Annotated in this window: 15 protein-coding genes; 5 read left to right on the plus strand and 10 right to left on the minus strand. The window is 63.0% G+C overall.

The genetic code is table 11. The features are described from left to right. A complete protein-coding gene (locus tag NTH_RS07000) occupies positions 1-906 on the minus strand; it encodes a LysR family transcriptional regulator (protein ID WP_338529347.1) in 906 nt (301 codons plus the stop codon). Between NTH_RS07000 and NTH_RS07005 the strand changes: the two genes are divergently transcribed. Further along, complete coding sequence (locus NTH_RS07005) at positions 895-1,164, plus strand: hypothetical protein (protein WP_338529348.1); 270 nt, start codon at positions 895-897, stop codon at positions 1,162-1,164. The two genes, NTH_RS07000 and NTH_RS07005, sit on opposite strands and share 12 nt — an antisense overlap. Positions 1,165-1,535: 371 nt before the next feature. On the opposite strand, the gene NTH_RS07010 is transcribed toward NTH_RS07005, so the two are convergent. Continuing rightward, a complete protein-coding gene (locus NTH_RS07010; protein WP_338529349.1) occupies positions 1,536-1,964 on the minus strand; it encodes a MerR family transcriptional regulator in 429 nt (142 codons plus the stop codon). A 67-nt stretch (positions 1,965-2,031) separates the two neighbouring features. Between NTH_RS07010 and NTH_RS07015 the strand changes: the two genes are divergently transcribed. Beyond that, complete coding sequence (locus NTH_RS07015; protein WP_338529350.1) at positions 2,032-4,254, plus strand: heavy metal translocating P-type ATPase; 2,223 nt, start codon at positions 2,032-2,034, stop codon at positions 4,252-4,254. 7 nt (positions 4,255-4,261) lie between these two features. Here the strand turns inward: NTH_RS07015 and NTH_RS07020 are convergent, their stop codons facing one another. The 8 genes from NTH_RS07020 to NTH_RS07055 form a co-directional block, all read right to left on the minus strand. Next, positions 4,262-5,188, minus strand: a complete 927-nt coding sequence (locus tag NTH_RS07020; RefSeq protein ID WP_338529351.1) for a metal ABC transporter permease — start codon at positions 5,186-5,188, stop codon at positions 4,262-4,264. A 12-nt stretch (positions 5,189-5,200) separates the two neighbouring features. After that, positions 5,201-6,415: a metal ABC transporter permease gene (locus tag NTH_RS07025; RefSeq protein WP_338529352.1), complete on the minus strand. Its 1,215-nt coding sequence runs from the start codon at positions 6,413-6,415 to the stop codon at positions 5,201-5,203. 7 nt (positions 6,416-6,422) lie between these two features. After that, the gene (locus NTH_RS07030; protein ID WP_338529353.1) at positions 6,423-7,238 is read right to left on the minus strand and encodes a metal ABC transporter ATP-binding protein; all 816 of its coding nucleotides are present in this window, start codon (positions 7,236-7,238) and stop codon (positions 6,423-6,425) included. Positions 7,239-7,246: 8 nt separating this feature from the next. Next, entirely contained in the window at positions 7,247-8,233 is a 987-nt protein-coding gene (locus NTH_RS07035; RefSeq protein ID WP_338529354.1) for a metal ABC transporter solute-binding protein, Zn/Mn family, read from the minus strand. A gap of 704 nt (positions 8,234-8,937) precedes the next feature. Continuing rightward, positions 8,938-10,356, minus strand: coding sequence for a mannose-1-phosphate guanylyltransferase/mannose-6-phosphate isomerase (locus tag NTH_RS07040; RefSeq protein WP_338529355.1), 1,419 nt, complete (start codon positions 10,354-10,356; stop codon positions 8,938-8,940). A 90-nt stretch (positions 10,357-10,446) separates the two neighbouring features. Next, a complete protein-coding gene (locus NTH_RS07045) occupies positions 10,447-11,139 on the minus strand; it encodes a DUF599 domain-containing protein (RefSeq protein ID WP_338529356.1) in 693 nt (230 codons plus the stop codon). A 31-nt stretch (positions 11,140-11,170) separates the two neighbouring features. Continuing rightward, positions 11,171-12,520 (minus strand): GH1 family beta-glucosidase, encoded by a 1,350-nt coding sequence (locus NTH_RS07050; protein WP_338529357.1) that lies wholly within the window; start codon positions 12,518-12,520, stop codon positions 11,171-11,173. Positions 12,521-12,577: 57 nt separating this feature from the next. Then, entirely contained in the window at positions 12,578-13,663 is a 1,086-nt protein-coding gene (locus tag NTH_RS07055) for a substrate-binding domain-containing protein (RefSeq protein WP_338529358.1), read from the minus strand. Between the two features lie 303 nt (positions 13,664-13,966). Between NTH_RS07055 and NTH_RS07060 the strand changes: the two genes are divergently transcribed. From NTH_RS07060 to NTH_RS07070, 3 genes are all read left to right on the plus strand, one after another. Continuing rightward, complete coding sequence (locus tag NTH_RS07060; RefSeq protein WP_338529359.1) at positions 13,967-15,334, plus strand: ABC transporter substrate-binding protein; 1,368 nt, start codon at positions 13,967-13,969, stop codon at positions 15,332-15,334. A 283-nt stretch (positions 15,335-15,617) separates the two neighbouring features. After that, entirely contained in the window at positions 15,618-16,580 is a 963-nt protein-coding gene (locus tag NTH_RS07065; protein WP_338531829.1) for a sugar ABC transporter permease, read from the plus strand. Further along, positions 16,577-17,713, plus strand: a complete 1,137-nt coding sequence (locus NTH_RS07070; protein WP_338529360.1) for a carbohydrate ABC transporter permease — start codon at positions 16,577-16,579, stop codon at positions 17,711-17,713. Before NTH_RS07065 ends, NTH_RS07070 begins: the two co-directional genes overlap by 4 nt. The last annotated feature ends 8 nt before the right edge of the window (positions 17,714-17,721 follow it).

A 17,721-nucleotide genomic window follows, 5' to 3' on the forward strand; every position in this document is an offset into this window, starting at 1 on the left:
CTACTGATGCGCCATGCTCGCCCGCGCCGCGCCCACCTGCGGCGGCACGCGCGCCAGTTCGTCCTTCAGCAGTTCGAAGATGTCCAGCGCCATGCGCAGATTGAACCTGCGTTCGTCGAAGAACATGCCGTAGCGCGCCTCGATCTGGCCCGGCAATATCTGCGTGCAGCCATTGAGATAGACCGCAGGATTGTCGAGCGCGTAGGCGGGCAGCGGCGACAGCGCCATGCCGCTCGACACCAGCCGGCTCGCCGTCAGAATGTCGTCCACCTCGCCGACGATGTCGTAGACGACCTCGTGCTGCCGCAGCCAATCGCGAGATACGGCGCCGAGCGGAGAATGCGGTGAGGCCAGCACGACGGGCAGGCCATGGCTCTCCGGTTTCATGAAATCCAGAAGGTGCTTCTCCCCCACCCATTTCATGGTGAATTCCGTCGACAGGTCGGGAGCGATCTCCGACGGGTAGAGTGCGCGGAAAACCGCGTCGAGCTCGCCTTGCTCATACATTTCCTCCAGCCGTCTGGAATCGGCGATCCGCCAGGACAGATTCTCCTTCATCTTGCCGAACATTCCGGCGCGCTCCATCAACAGCGGTGCGCAATAGGTGCAGACGCCGATCTTCAGCTTGGACATGTTCTTTTCGTAGCCCACCGTCTTCAGCCGGCGCTCCAGCGTCAGCATCTGCCTGATGAGGCGGGAAATCTCTTCCTTGACGACGATCTTGTTGCCGACCTTCTTTATCAGCGATGTGCCGATGGCCCGTTCCAGCCGGCCCAGATGCATGCTGATGGCCGGCTGGCTGATGCCCAGCTTCAGCGCCGCCCCGGTCAGGCTCTTGGTTTCGATCACCGCTTCCGCCGCACGCAATGTCGCGAAGGAAAGCCCCTCCTGTTTATGAACGTTCATATTCCGCACCTCTTCCCGATGAATATGAAGGGCGAGCCCTTCGTGCCTGTTTCAAAACGTATGCGGCATTCAGCCCGCCCTTCGAGAGCAAATCTCCGCCTTCACGAAGGACGCGGTCCCTCGCGGCACGAATGCCAATCCAATTTCCGTAACTCCGCCGGCCGACCGCTCGCGGTTCGCGCCGAAGACTGGAACGACCAGGCTGCCGGAAAGAACGCCGAAGAAGCGCCCATGCACGGCAAGCTGATTCAACTGTAACGAGACAGGGGAATACGCCCCCACGACGAACTTCTACATCGCCAAGCGCCCCCTTCTTGTCTTGACCGAGTAGAGCAAGATTAACGCATTAGTTGTGTTCACACAACCTATACGAGCACACTTGCGCACAGGCAGCATGGCGAAGGCTTGTCTGACATAAAATGGTTGTTAAACAAACAGTTAATGCCGCATTGGAAGAGGAGAAGAAGGCAGCAAGGCGATCGCCGCTATCTCGATCTCGGGCCATGGAACTGCCAGACTACAACCTTTAGGTGCATGTTCGAATCACATGCTGATTCGAGTCATGCCGCCCTCCTCTCGCCTTGGCGGCAACTGTAATGATACGCGTGGCGGCAATCGCGGCTGTCGAGCTAATGCACGTCGCTGCGGCAATTGTCGTGATCCGCCAGGATCTGGATGACGCGGCATTCGCATACTTGGCCATGACCGCATCCCTCCACCATCCGCTGCAACTCGCCCCTGAGCGCCGTCAGGCGTTCGATGCGCTGTTCGATCTCGCGCAGGTGACGCACGGCGATACTGTCGGCGTGATGACACGAGCTCTGCGGCTCCTCCGTCATCGCCAGAAGCTCGCGAATATCGGCCATGTCGAACCCCAGCTCCCGCGCATGGCGTATGAACTTCAGCCGGTTCAGGTCGTTGTCGTCGAACTGGCGCCGATTGCCCTCGCTGCGCGCCGGCGCGGGCAGCAGGCCGATGCGCTCGTAAAAGCGGATCGTCGGCACCTTCACGCCACTCCTGCGCGAAGCCTCGCCGATCGTGATCTCGTATGCGGGCATTTTTTCCTTGCTCCTATAGCCGCTATAGGAATTAGGCGTCTCTTCGGGCGATATCAAGGAACGAAGAATGACGGCAGAACCCACGACCGAACGACGCTACCGGGTAGAAGGCATGGATTGTGCTGGTTGCGCCCGCAAGATCGACACGGCCGTCCGCCGCGTCAAAGGCGTCGACGAGGTCAACGTTTCCGTTGCCGCCGGGAGCATGACCGTGCGGCACAACGGCGATCCGGCGGCGGATGATGCGATAGCCAAGCAGGTCCGAAAGCTCGGCTACAGGCTGTCGCCAGTCGCCGGCGGCACGCGCGAGGCCGCGACGCCAGACACCTGCTGCGCGGGGCGCACCGGCGCCGGAGACAATGACGACGCAAAGCGAGGCGGCCAGGTGCAGCCAACCGGCCTGGCTCCTGTCGTCGCGGGAGATGCGTGGTGGAAGCAGCCGCAAGCCCGGTTGGCCATCTTCTGCGGCCTTGCCCTCGGCGCCGCCTTCGGGCTCGCGCGGTTCTTCCCTGGCCTCGACGTCTATCTCTTCGGCGGGGCCATGCTCATCGGGCTCATGCCCGTCGCGCGCCGCGCCTTCGCCGCCGCCACGACCGGCACCCCATTCTCCATCGAAATGCTCATGACCATCGCCGCCGTGGGCGCCGTGATCATCGGGGCGACGGAGGAGGCGGCCGTGGTCGTCTTCCTGTTCCTGGTGGGCGAGTTGCTTGAAGGCGTGGCCGCCGGCCGCGCCCGCGCCAGCATCCGCGGTCTGAGCGACCTCGTGCCAAAGACGGCGCGGCGCGAGACGCCCGCAGGAGCGGTCGAAGAGGTCGACGGCTCGCTTCTTCAGGTAGGCGACGTCATCGTGGTCCGCCCGGGCGACCGGATCGCCGCCGACGGCGAGGTCCTGACGGGCTCGAGCGCCGTCAATGAGGCGCCTGTGACCGGCGAGAGCACGCCCGCGAGCAAGGACCCCGGAGACGCGGTCTTTGCCGGCACCGTCAATGGCGATGCGGTTTTGCGCGTCAAGGTGACCGCAGCCGCCGAAAACAATACGATCGCCCGGGTCATCAGGCTGGTCGAGGAAGCGCAGGAAAAGCGCGCGCCGACGGAACGGTTCATCGACCGCTTTTCCACCTACTACACGCCGCTGGTCGTTGTGCTGGCCGCGCTGGTGGCCACCATGCCGCCGCTGCTTGGCGGCGAACCGTGGAGCGAATGGATATATAAGGGCCTCGCCATCCTGCTTATCGGCTGCCCCTGCGCGCTCGTCATCTCCACGCCGGCGGCAATCGCGGCCGCCCTTTCGGCCGGCGCCCGGCGGGGCCTCCTGATGAAGGGCGGCGCTGTCCTCGAAGAAGCGGGGCGCCTCAAGGCCATCGCCTTCGACAAGACCGGCACGCTGACCGAAGGCCGGCCGGTCGTCACCGACATTATCGCCTTCGCCGGCACGGCGGAGGAAACGCTGCGGCTTGCAGCCGCCCTTGAGGCTGGCTCCAGCCATCCCCTGGCGCTCGCCGTGCTGGAGAGGGCCAATGCCGACGGCGTGAAGCCCGCCGCAGCCGAAGACAGCGCCGCCGTGGGCGGCAAGGGCGTCAAAGGCGTCGTCGAGGGTGAGGAAATCTTCTTTGGCTCGCCGCGCGCCGCCGCAAGCCTTGCCGAGCCCTCGGACGCGCAGCAAGCGCAGATCGCCGCCCTCAACGATCAGGGCAAGACGGTCTCCGTCGTCGTCGCCGGCAAGCGCCTGCTGGGCGCGATCGCCATGCGCGACGAACCACGTGAGGACGCGGCAATCGGGCTGGCGCGCCTCAAGGAAGCCGGCATACGGACGCTCATGCTGACCGGCGACAACCGCCGCACCGCCCAAGCTATCGGCGATGCCCTGGGCATCGAGGTTCGCGCCGAACTGATGCCGGAAGAAAAGGCACGCATCGTGGCCGAGCTCAAATCCGACGGGCTGAAAATCGGCAAGGTGGGCGACGGCATCAACGACGCCCCCGCGCTCGCCACCGCCACTATCGGCATCGCCATGGGCGGCGGCACCGACGTGGCGCTGGAGACCGCCGATGCGGCCACCCTTCACGGCCGTGTCGCCGATATCGCCGCCATGATCGACCTTTCGAAGCGGACCATGGCCAATATCTGGCAGAACATCGCAATGGCGATCGGGCTGAAGCTGGTGTTCTTCGTCACCACCATCCTCGGAATCACCGGCCTGTGGCCCGCCATCCTCGCCGACACGGGCGCGACGGTGCTGGTAACCGCAAACGCCATGCGCCTGCTGGCCTGGAAGCCTCGTTCCTGACTCCTTGTTAAGCCCCGCGCGGCGCGCCGATGCGCGCGCGGTGCGGGGCGAACAGGCAGGCGAGCGCCAGTATGATGCCCGACACCGTCGCGATCATGCCTGCCGCGCTCACCGCATTGTCGGCGCCCAGCCACAGGGGGCCGTAGCCTGCCAGGACATAGCCTAGCACGGCCGAAAGCGCCGCAAACGCAACGCTCCACCCGATCTGGGCTTCGAGGCGATTGGTCATCAGCCGGGCGGCCGCCGGCGGGCAGATGAACATGGCTATGACGATGATCGACCCCACCGCGTCGAACGCGGCAACTGCGGCAACCGCGGCCACGACGACGAGCCCGAGGCTCACAGCGGCCGTTGGAATGCCGACGGCGCTCGCAAACCCTTCGTCGAAGGTGGATAGCTTGAGGGGCCGCCAGAAGATCAGCGTCAGCAGCGCGATGAGCCCGGCAGCCGCCGCCATGCGAAAAAGCTCCGGCGGCAGGTCGGCAAGCGCCGTCGCGTCCGTCAGTGACGACCAGCCTTCCGCCGAGAGCCAGATAAGACTCTCCAGATTTCCGTATAGGGCGTGCTCGACGTCCAGATGCACCGCGCTCGTGTCGCTCTGCTCCAGAAGCAGGACTCCGCCGGCAAACAGCGAGGTGAACGTCACGCCCATCGCCGCCCCCGGCTCGATCTTGCCGATCCGCTTGATCGCTTCGATGATGATGACCGCGACGATCGCCGCACCGGCCGCCCCCAGCAGCATCGGCCAGGTGGAGACGACGCCGGTGATCAGGAACGCCACCACGATCCCCGGCAGCACCACGTGGCTGATCGCGTCGCCGATCAACGCCTGCCGCCGCAGGATCAGGAAGTTGCCCGGCAGCGCACAGGCAATCGCCGCGAGTATGCCGATCAGCAGCGGCGTCAGGCTGAGTTGAACGAATTCTGCGCCCATATTCACCTCTTTTCAGCCCATAACCGCCGTCGGCGGGCCGATAACGCGGTCGATTTCCGCGATTTCGTCCCGTGTCAGCACCGTTTCGATGGGTGTCAGCCCGTCATAACGGGCGGCGACCGCCTCGTCGGCATAGAGCTGGCGCGCGACCGCCCAGCGCTTTTCGTCACGCAGCGCCTTGGCCGCCTTCGCCCGGCCTTTTTCCGTGGGAACTTGATCTTGGCGGATCAGCCCCTCGCGACGAAGGACAGAAAGCGTCAACTGGTCGAAGATCGGCTCGCCATGCGCCAGAGCCAGCAGGCCCTGCCGGCGGTGCACGCGGAGTTGGAAGCGCCGGCGCCGGAACAGCGCCGCCAGCATGCCGCGCCGGGGCGCGAACAGGAGCGACAGCACGAACAGCCCGAAGCTCACCAGGACGATGATCGGTCCGGTCGGCAGATTGGGCGCGGAGGCTGAAATGGCCGCGCCCACATAGCCCGAAACGCCGCCGACCGCACCGCCGATCCAGATGACCCGATCGGTCCTCTCGGTCCAGAACCGCGCCGTCACCGGCGGGATGATCAGCATCGCGACAATCAGGATGAGACCCACCAGCTTCAGGCCAATGACGGTGACTGCCATCACCAACCCCATCATCGCCAGGTCCATCCTGCGCACATTGATACCGGCGGTAGCCGCGAATTCCGTATCGAAGGCAACCAGCGTCATCGGCCGCCGCAACAGGACGATCAGCGCCACCGCCACAGCCCCGCCGACCGCGATCACCACTGCATCCCGAAACAGCATGCCGGCGGTCGAACCGAGCAGGAACCCCTCCAGTCCAGCCTGATTTCCGCTCGACATGGACTGGATGATGGTGAGCAGCACGATACCGACCCCGAAGAAGACCGACAGCACCGCGCCTATCGCGGCATCCTCGGCCAATCGGGTACGCTGCGTTATCCACTCGACCGCAAGAAGACCGAGACCTGCGGTGGCCGCCGAACCGAGCAGAAGCCCGATCAGGTTCCGGCCATCGCCTCCGAAAGCGACCATGATCATGAAAGCCAGCCCGACTCCTGGCAGCGTCGCATGCGCCGCGGCGTCGCTGACGAGCGCCCTTTTGCGGAGGAACAGGAAGGTGCCGCCGCTGCCCGCCGCTATGCCGAGAAGTGCCGCCCCGAGCGCAACAAGCGCCGCGTTATAGCCCGACTGCAGGATGAGCGCGTCTAAGAAGATGCTCGACATCGGACGATCAGCCCACCGGCAGCTTCAGTTGGTCTATGTGCGCCGTGGCGAGCCTGCCGCCATAGGTCTTCTGCAGATTTTCGGCGGTGAACGCCGTCGCCACCGGCCCTTCCGCGATCTTGGATACGTTGATCAGAAGCACATGGTCGAAATAGTCGGCCACCGTCGCCAGATCGTGGTGAACGCACACCACCGTGCGCTGCTCCGCCTTGAGCGACTTCAAGACATCGATGATCGCCTTTTCCGTCGCGGCGTCCACGCCGGCAAAAGGCTCGTCCAGGAGGTAGAGATCGGCGTTCTGCGCCAGCGCCCGCGCCAGGAAGACGCGCTGCTGCTGCCCGCCCGAAAGCTGGCCGATCTGGCGATCGGCGAAATCGTCCATGCCCACCCGCTCCAGGCAGGCAAGGGCGCGCTCGCGGTGGCTTCGCCGCACAAGGCGCAAAAGGCTCAGTTCGCGATAAAGCCCCATCAGAACGACATCGATGACACGCGTGGGGAAATCCCAGTCGACGGAGGCCCGCTGCGGCACATAGGCAATGCGGTTCATCGCCTTTTCGACCGGCTGGCCGTACACCGTCACCTGTCCGGATAGCCGCGGCACGATGCCGAGCGCTGCCTTGAGCAGCGTCGACTTGCCGGCACCATTCGGCCCGATGATGGCCGTCATGGATTGCGCCGGCACCACGGCGTCGACCGAAAAGACGGCCGGCTTTTCGCCATAGGACACCGTGAGCTCGTGGACGGCGAGCGGACTGTCCGCCATATCCGCGGCCGATGCCACCGGTCCCTTGCCGGCGGCGATCTCGACGGGTTGGGCCGCCATGGCCATCGTCAGCTCCCCGCCGACAATCGGCCCAGCCGGCCGCGTTCGGGCGCATCGCCGCCGAGCGCCCGGGTGATGGTCGTTACATTGTGATCGATCATGCCGAGATAGGTCCCTTCGTAGCTGCCCTCAGACCCCATGGCGTCGGAAAACAGCTGACCGCCAATGACGACCTTGTGCCCCTTGGACGCGGCACCCTCGATCAGCGCCCGCATGTTACGGTCCGACACCGACGACTCCACAAAGACGGCGCCGATCTTGCGATCGACCAAGATGTCGACGAGCTCCGAGATACGGTTGAGCCCCGCCTCGCTCTGCGTGGAGATGCCCTGGATGCCCAACACCTCAAACCCGTAGGCTCTACCGAAATATTTGAAGGCATCATGCGCTGTGACCAGCACGCGCGATGCCTCCGGCACACTGGCCGTAACCTTCCTGGCATAGACGGCGAGATCCGCGATCTCCTTCAAATGCGCCTCCGCATTCTGCATAAAGACCTCCCTGGCCTCTGGCCGCTCCTCGATTAGAGCGTCTCGCACCGTAACCACGACCTTCGACCAAAGGTCCGGGTCCATCCACACATGCGGGTCGAATTTGTCCTGATAGTCATCGTGCGCCAGAAGAAGGTCCTTGGGCAGACTTTCCGCAACGGCGACCACTGCCCGCCCTTTGCTCAGCTTGTGCATGAAGTCTTCCATCTGGGCTTCCAGGAAAAGCCCGTGCCACAAGACGAGATCGGCCTTGGTCATCGCCAGGATGTCGGTGCGGGTCTGGCGATAGGCGTGCGGATCGACGCCCGGCCCCATCAGCGCCTTCACCTCGACCTCGTCGCCGCCGACCTGCCGCGCTGCATCGGCGATCATGCCCGTCGTTGCGACGATCGAAAGCGGCTGCTGTGCAAGCGCGGGCTGCGCACCGAGTGCCAGGACGCATAAGGCAGCGATGGAAAGAACCCGCGCCAAGAAGGTCCGCCGCAAACCGTCAATCATCTTCATGTCCCTCGTCTCCCGGAAACTCGTCACGCAACTGCAACCGATTTGCAACGCGCATACAGGCAAATAGTGCAAATGCAAATGATTTGCAAGTGACGCGGTTTACAGGGGATAACGCATCAGGCCGATGCAGGTTCACTCCCGCGATCACGGCTGCGCGCGAAAATGTGATTTCAGCAAGGCTCGACAGAAACGACAGGGCGCGCTATCAGACACGGGTTGAAGAAAATTATGTAATGATTTCAGTTTGTTATCACGTATATCTTTTACTTTGACGCCAAGACAACTGTGGTGAATGCCTGTTTCGGAGCATTGACGCGGTGGTCAAGGCGGCTGCCGACGGAACCATACTGGACAAATGGCGGATCAAAAAACAGCCGCTACCTGTCATCCTATACTGCGACCTGGGATCGCTTTTTAGAACCGATTGCTATTGCAATATCTCCTCCCAGGAGCGGGGCTGCGGAACGGCTCAGGCCGTTCCGCAGCCCCATTTTTCGAACGGATGTTTCCATCTTATCCCGTCTGCCTGGCCATCGGCGTCAGCAGGGCCGTGCCAGCCCGCAAACAACCGTTCCGGCGACGCTCCGGCAAGGCTGACGGTCGCGGATAAAATGGCCAGGCCGACCCGCCTGCGCGCTTTCCTCGATGTCCTCCTGGGAAAGCCTGAGATCGAAAAGCGAATCCGCTTCGGCCCGTGAGCGGACCTAACTGCGGCCGTAAACGTCCTCGACGCGGACGATGTCGTCCTCGCCCAGATAGTCGCCCGTCTGCACCTCTATGAGCACCAGCTTGAGAATACCGGGATTTTCCAGGCGGTGCATTGCGCCGCAGGGGATGTAGGTCGACTGATCCGTCGTCAGCATCATCTCCTGCTCGCCATTGACCACCCGCGCCGTGCCCGACACCACGACCCAGTGCTCGGCCCGATGGTGGTGCATCTGCAGCGACAGCCGGGCGCCCGGCTTCACCTCGATCCGCTTGATCTTGAAGCGCGGCCCCTCCTCCAGCACGGTATAGGAGCCCCAGGGCCGAAAGACCGTGCTGTGGATGCGGTATGTCTCGTCGCCCGCATCCTTCAGCCGGTTATAGAGAAGCCTCACATCCTGTGCATGCTCGCGGGAAGCGACCAGCAAGGCATCAGGTGTGTCGGCAACGACGAGATCGTCGACCCCGACAAGGCCGATCAGCCGGTTGCTGCCGCGTACGACGTTTCCGTGCGAACCGACGGCGCTGACGACGCCGTGAATCCGGTTGCCGCTATCGTCGCTTTCAAACTGCTCGCCCAGAGCCGACCACGAACCGATGTCGTTCCAGCCGATGTCGCAGGCGACTACCGAAACGTTGGGCGCCTTCTCAAGAACCGCATAATCGATGGAATCGGCGCGCGCATGGGCAAATGCCTGGCCGTCCAGCAGCACCTGATCGGAGTCTTCCCCCGCAGACCTGCGCGCCTTTTCAAGAGATTCGCGGCATGCCGAAAGGATGTCGGGACAATGCTCCTCCATCCCCTCCATCATCGTCTTCGCCTGGAAACAGAACATGCCCGAGTTCCACAGGAAGCGGCTCGACGCTATATATTCGCGCGCCGTCGCCTCGTCGGGCTTCTCCACGAAGCGCACGACATCGGTCCGGTCGGCCTCGATATATCCGTAGCCGGTTTCCGGTTGGGTCGGTTTGATGCCGAAAGTGACGATGCGCCCTTTTCCGGCGAGCACCGCCGCCTGCTCCACCGCTTTCACCAGCGCCGGCGTATCGGCGATCATGTGATCGGCAGGCAGCACGCAGAGGATCGCCTCGCCGCCCAGGGTCTCGGCCGCCTCCAGGCTCGCCACGGCGATCGCAGCGGCCGTGTTGCGCCCGACAGGCTCCAGCAGGAATCGCGAGCGGCCAAGGTCCAGCCCCAGCTGCCGATACTCGTCCTCGATGGCGAAAAACAGGTCGCGGTTGGTGACCGTGATCAGGTCCGACACGCCGGGCAGCGCGATGGCGCGCAGCAGCGCATGCTGGATCAGCGACAGGCCGTCGCCCAGCCGGATAAGCGGTTTGGGATGGTTTTCCCGTGAAAGCGGCCAAAGGCGCGAGCCCGCGCCTCCGCAGATGATGACCGGTACGATGCTCGTCATGTTGCCTGCCAATCAGGTGAACGAAAAACCGCGCCGCACGGATGACGCAGGAAATCGCGGCAAGCGTAGGGCCGGCTGTTTGAAATAGGATTAATAGCCGGCTGAGCCCTGCTTGTCCTCCTGCCCTTTTATCTTGAGGCCCGCCACCAGCATGCGTGCCGACGAAAAGAACTCGCGATAAAGGATCGAGCCGAATATCAGAACGGTCGTGACAATGGCAGCCAATGGCGAGATGAACCAGGCCACCATGCCGATGGCGAAATAATAGGCCCGGATGCCCTGGTTGAAATTGCGCGCGCCCAGCGTGTTCAGCGCCGTGATCACGTAGATCTCTTCCTTGTCGCTTTTCTCCGCATATTCTGCCGCGCCGAGCATGATGCAGAAATGGTTGAACTGGCGCAGCGACAGCGTGAACGCCATGAAGGCGAGCACGAACATCACAAGTACCAGGATGAGATGCGTTTCGACATCCGCCTTGGTGATCGCCTGTTCCGGCTGGATTACATTCACCGCCTCCACCACCGAATTGACCTGCCCCAGCACCGCGAACAGCGCCAGGATGATGAGCACAGTGGTCGAGGCGAAGAACGAGACGGAGCTCATGAGATTGCCCGACAGGATCGCATCCATGGGCGTTTCACGGTGCACCGCATTCTCCACCCAGCGGCGGCGGTGCCTGCTCATGATCATCGAAAGCGAAGGCCGCACGGTCTCCAGCAGTCCTGCGAGGACCGTGTAGAGAAACCAGCAGGCGATTGGGAAAAGCGATCCAGCCAGGGTCACGCCGTGTCCTCGGATTGTTCGGTTCTCCTTGTTACTCCGAGCGCAGTGCTTCTTTCAACGCATGCCACGAAGCTTTCGGCGTGCGCTGCAGCGTATCGAAATCAACATGGACGAGGCCGAAGCTCTTTTCGTAGCCCAGCGCCCATTCGTAATTGTCGAGCAGCGACCAGATGAAATAGCCTTTCAGCGGCACCCCGGCATCGATGGCCTGACGAACCCTGGCCAGATGCTGGTTGAGAAAGTCGATGCGGGCGGGATCGCCGACCGCGCCGCCGGCAAGCCGATCCGCCGAGGCCATGCCGTTTTCCGTCACATAAATGGGCAGGCCCTTGGCATAGTCCCGATGCACCCGGTCAATGAAGAATGCGAGCCCGTCCGGATAGATCTCCCAGTCCATCAGCGTCTTTGGAAGCGGTCCCTCGACCTCCTTCAGCGCGGGGAACTGGCCGCTCCCGTCCGGGGCGATGAGCTTGCGCGTGTAGTAGTTGATGCCTACCCAGTCGACCGGTTCGGCGATGATGTCGAAATCACGCTCGTATCCTTCCGGCATATGCGGCCTGAGCCCCGCCAGAACCTCCTCCGGATAGGATTTCTTGAAGACGCCATCCAGGAACCAGCGGTTATAGATTCCGTCGTAGAGCCTGGCGGCTTCTGCCGCCTCCCTGCTGTCGTCGGCGGGCGCCGCATATTCGAAATTCGTCACGAGGCCCAGATTCTCCATGCCCAGCGCCCGCATCGCCTGGATCGAGCGCCCGTGCGCCAGGAGCACATGGTGCATGGCCCGGGCCGCCGCCCGTATGTCCCGCAGCCCGGGGGCATGATGCCCCAAGAAATGGCTGAGCCAGGCAACGCACCAGGGCTCGTTGATGGGCGCCGCCGCATGGATGCGGTCGCCCACGCGGCGCATGACCACATCCGTGTAGTCGGCGAACCATGCCGCGATGTCGCGGTTGCGCCAACCGCCAAGATCAGCCAGCGGCACCGGCAGATCCCAATGATAGAGGGTGGCGAAAGGCTTGATGCCGCGCTCCAGCATGCCGTCGACAAGCCGGTCGTAGAAGTCGAGCCCTTCCGCGTTCGCCTTTCCCCTGCCCTCCGGCAGCACGCGCGCCCACGACATGGAGAAGCGGTAGGCGTCCAGCCCTGCGTTGCGTATCAGGTCGAGGTCTTCGGGCCAACGATGATAGTGATCGCACGCCACCGACCCATTCTCGCCGCGCGCCGTGTTGCCCGGCGTGGCGGCGAAGGTGTCCCAGTGGGAAACGCCGCAGCCGCCGAAGCGTGAGCCCTCCATCTGGTAGCTCGACGCGGCGACGCCGAAGAGAAAATCTTTCGGGTAATCCGCCCTCCTGCAATCGATTACATCAGGTCCGCTATTCATCTGAAATCCTTTTTGAATGCTTCTGCCGTGCTGGAGGTCGGTTTGTTGGGAGGTCGCCTATACCCGGAATGCGCGGCGCCCGCCAGCGCTCTGTCTCAGCGGGCCGGTTGTTGTTCCGATCACCAGTTCGGCCTCCCACAACTCCTGCCTGGGCGCCGCATCGGCGGGCGCGTCGATCCGCTCCAGCAGAATTTCTGCCGCGCGGCGTCCCGCCTCGCGGATGGAGGAGCGCATGGCGGTGAAGAACGGGATGCCTCTGCCCCCGCCCTCGCTCGGTGCCTGGAGAAAGGAAAGGTCGTCGTCGAAGGCGATGATCGACACGTCCGTCCCCGCCTTCAGCCCCAGTTCCCCCATCGCCCGGATCACGCCCATCGCCGGCAGCACGCTCGCCACCAGGAATGCCGACGGCGGGTCGGCGCTCTCAAGCAGCTTCCTGGCGACGCGGTAGCCGTAAGGCTCCACCATGTCCGCCCCGAACATCAGGCCGGCGTCGAGCGGCACGCCCCGCGCCTGATGGGCGTCTTCATAGCCGCGCCGGCGCCTGCCGGCGAAGTTCATCGCTTCGATACCGTTGACGAGGGCGATGCGCCGGTGTCCGAGATCGAACAGGAACTCGGCCGCCCGGCAGAAGGCCCGCCGGTTGTTGACGTCCAGCCAGGAATAGTCGCTCGCCAGATCGTCGCACCGGCCATGGACGACGAATGGCAATCCGAGCGAGTTGAGCAGTGGAATGCGCGGATCGTTGGTCACCGGGCCGTGGACCACGACTCCGTCGACGCGGCTTCGGCTGGCGAAGTCGCGATAAACGTCGGCTTCATCCTCGCGGGCCACCACCTTGATCAGCATTTCATAGCCGAATTGGGCATACACCTCGCCGGCCCCCGCCATGAAGTCGGAAAAGTGCGGGTTGATCATCATGTGCTCGGCCAGCGGCACGACATGGCCGATGGCGCGGGCCTTTCCCGTGGCCAGGCTGGCTGCGCTGGCGCTCGGCCGATAGTTGAGCCGGTTGGCCGCCTCGACCACCCGGGCGCGCGTTTTCTCGTTGACTTCCGGAAAGCCGTTGAGCGCGCGCGAAACGGTGGTCGGGGAGAGTCCCAACACCTGCGAAAGCCGTTTCAGATTGACCGCTCCACGAGCCACCGACGCAATTCCCTGCCTTCAAACCGCTTTGGAACTATTTCTTATCATCTGAAACAAATCAAGGCCAGCAGCAGGATGGTGCTGGGGCTTTCACCGGCCTATCGCGAAAACTGCTGACAAATCCGTGAGTTCACTGCTGATTGCATCGACACGTCTTGACTCAACTGGCCGGAAGGTCAATGCTAGGATATCCAAAGCGCTTTGAAAGCTTTGGCAATATTGTCGACGGTGTCTCGCCGGTAAACGGCGCGGCCAGATTCGGATTTCTGGCTCTTATGCAGGAGCCGATTGTGGAGGAAACCAATGATCAGACCGAGGATTTCGGGCACGGCCGCTTGCGCGCTGACGCTGGCGCTTGCCTGCGGCGCGGCGGGAGCCCAGGAACTCAAATTCGCGCCTGGCGAGGACAATCGCTTCAACTGGGACAGTTATGAAGAGTTCAAGGCCGAGAACGATCTATCAGGGCAGGAGCTGACCATATTCGGTCCCTGGCTATCCGCCGACGAGGAACTGTTCGAGTCGATTGTGGCCTATTTCGAGGATGCGACCGGCGCGACCGTCAACTATTCCGGCTCGGATTCTTTCGAGCAGCAGATCGTCATCGACACGCAGTCTGGCAGCGCGCCCAACATAGCCATTTTCCCGCAGCCGGGCCTTGCCGCCAATCTCGCCGAAATGGGCCACCTGGCCTCGCTTGGCAGCGAGACGGCGGATTGGGTCAAGGAGAACTACGCCGCCGGCCAGTCCTGGGTCGATCTCGGTACCTATGCCGGCCAGGACGGGACAGAGAACTTCTACGCCTTCCCGTACAAGGCCGACGTCAAATCGCTGGTCTGGTACGTCCCCGAGAATTTCGAGGACGCGGGCTACGAGATCCCGGAGACCATGGAGGAGTTGAAGGCCCTCACCGAGCAGATCGCGGCGGACGGCGAGACGCCGTGGTGCATCGGCCTTGGCTCTGGCGGTGCCACCGGTTGGCCGGCGACCGACTGGGTCGAGGACATGCTGCTGCGGACGCAGCCGCCGGAGGTCTATGACCAATGGGTCGCCAACGAGATTCCTTTCGATGACGAGCGTATCGTCGCCGCGATCGAGGAATTCGGCTGGTTCGCCCGCAATGAAGACTTCGTCGACGGCGGCACCGAGGGCGTCGTTTCCACGGATTTCCGCGACAGCCCCAAGGGCCTCTTCTCCTCGCCGCCCAAATGCTACATGCATCACCAGGCATCTTTCATTCCGAGCTTCTTTCCCGAGGGTACGGAACTCGGCCTCGACGCCGACTTCTTCTATATGCCGGCTTATGAGGGCAAGGATCTCGGCAAGCCCGTGCTCGGCGCGGGGACGGTGTTCGCCATCACCGAGGATTCCGATGCCGCGCGCGCTTTCATCGAATTCCTGAAGACGCCCGTGGCTCATGAGTTGTGGATGGCGCAGTCCGGCTTCCTGACCCCCTACACCGCGGTCAATGCCGATGCTTATGCGAACGAGCCACTCAAGAAGCAGGGCGACATCCTGGCCAGCGCCACCACCTTCCGCTTCGACGGCTCGGACCTGATGCCAGGCCGCATCGGCGCCGGCGCCTTCTGGACAGGGATGATCGACTATGTCGGCGGCAAGTCGGCCGAAGATGTCGCGTCGGACATCCAGAAGGAATGGGAAGCGATCAAGTAGCAAGAGCAGATCGAAGGGGGCGGTGCGCCGCCCCCTTCGCCTCTGTTTCCGGCAGAACAAGAAGAACGCGTGAGCCGAGGGGAGAAACGTGGCTATTTCAGGAACAATGGCGCCTTCGCCGCCTACCGCCCTGTCGCGGCTGATCTCGCATCTCGTCACGGCGCTTCTGACACTCGTCATCATGATCGCCGGCATCGTGATCAGTGTCGCGATAGCCGTCGCCGCCTTCGCCGCCATCAGCCTCCTGCTCCCCGATATCAAGCTGTTGACCGCCACCTTGGTGATGATCCTCGGCGTCGCCGCCTGCTTCGGCTATTTCTGGGGCTCAAACAAGCTTCTCGACACCCTCTATCCTGCCCGCGGCGAGAATGTCGGCGCCAATCTGACCAAGGCAAACGCCATCCGGCCATGGCTCTTCCTGGGCCCCGCGATCGTCATTCTGGGCCTCTATCTGGTCTACCCGGTCGTCAACACGGTGATCCTCAGTTTCCACGGGCCGAGCGGTGAACACTGGATCGGTCTTTCGAACTATCGCTGGCTGGCTGGCGACCCCGCATTCCGCGAAAGCATGCGCAACAATATACTCTGGCTGCTCGTCGTGCCTGCCGCCGCCACCTTCTTCGGCCTCATATCGGCGGCGCTCACCGACCGCATTTCCTGGGGCAACGTGGCCAAGAGCCTCATCTTCATGCCGATGGCCATTTCCTTCATCGGCGCCAGCGTCATCTGGAAATTCATCTACGATTATCGCGCAGCCGGCTCGGAACAGATTGGCCTCCTCAACGCCATCGTAACATCGCTCGGCTTCGAGCCGCAGGCATGGATCACGATTCCCTTCTGGAACAATTTCTTCCTCATGGTCGTGCTGATCTGGATCCAGACGGGCTTCGCCATGGTCATCCTCTCCGCCGCCCTGCGCGGCATTCCCGAAGAGACCATCGAAGCCGCGATCATCGACGGCGCATCACCGTTCCAGATCTTCTACAAGATCAAGGTGCCGCAGATATGGGGCACTATCGCCGTCGTCTGGACCACCATCACCATTCTGGTGCTCAAGGTTTTCGACATCGTGCTTGCCATGACCAACGGACAATGGGGCAGCCAGGTGCTGGCCAACTACATGTTCGACTGGATGTTCCGCGGCCTCGACTTCGGCCGGGCCTCGACCATCGCTCTGGTCATCATGGCCATGGTCATACCGATCATGGCCTGGAACATCCGCGAAGCCCGGAAGGACATCAAATGAGCACGGCCGTCGGCACCCGTCCCGCCCTTTCCTGGGCCGTTAACCTTACCGTCCTGTTGCTCGTCGCGATCTGGACTCTGCCGACCTTCGGCATCCTCGTCTCCTCGCTGCGCGACAAGGACCAGCTTGCCGTCAGCGGCTGGTGGACGGCGCTCACGACGTCCGAGCAGAACGTCATCGCGCGCGCCGCACCTCCCGAAGAGGCGGTTGAGCAGAACGGGCAATGGGTGATATCCGGCAATCTGTTCGAAAGCGGTTCGGGCCGCGTCAGCGCCTTTGGCACCTCGTCGCGGGAACCGGCCGCCTATGAACCCGGTGAACAGGTCGAAATGCGCGGCGGCGGCACCGCGGTCGTCGAGGAGAACGGCGACTACCGCCTCGTCTATTCCGAAAAGCCGGAAGGCCGGCGCGGCGAGCGCCTCTTCCTCACCATCAGCGAGCCGCCGCGATTCACGACCGAGAACTATGAGCGGGTCCTCTTCTCCGAGGGCATCGGCCAGAGCTTCATCAACACGCTGACCGTTACCATACCGGCCACGGTAATCCCCATCCTGATCGCCGCCTATGCCGCCTACGCGCTCTCCTGGATGCAGTTTCCGGGCCGGGCAATCCTGCTTGCCACCATAGTGGGCCTGCTGGTCGTCCCGTTGCAGATGTCACTCATTCCGCTGCTGCGATTGTACAATGAAGTGGGTATCGGCAAATCCTTCATCGGCATCTGGATCGCGCATACCGGCTTTGGTCTGCCGCTCGCCGTCTACCTCCTGCGCAACTACATCTCCGGTCTGCCGCGTGAGATCATCGAGAGCGCCAAGGTAGACGGAGCGTCCGACTTCGAGATTTTCCGCAAGATCGTGCTGCCCCTGTCCTTCCCGGCGCTCGCCTCCTTCGCCATCTTCCAGTTCCTCTGGGTCTGGAACGACCTGCTGGTCGCCACCGTCTTCCTCGGCAATAATGAGGAACAGCTCGTGTTGACGGGAAGGCTGCGGGAACTTCTGGGCTCGCGCGGCGGTAACTGGGAAATCCTCACCGCCTCGGCATTCGTCGCCATCATAGTCCCCATCATCGTCTTCTTCGCACTTCAACGCTATCTCGTCCGGGGCCTGCTTGCCGGCTCCGTCAAAGGGGGCTGATCACTTCA

It is taken from the genome of Nitratireductor thuwali (assembly GCF_036621415.1).
Lineage (GTDB): Bacteria > Pseudomonadota > Alphaproteobacteria > Rhizobiales > Rhizobiaceae > Chelativorans > Chelativorans thuwali.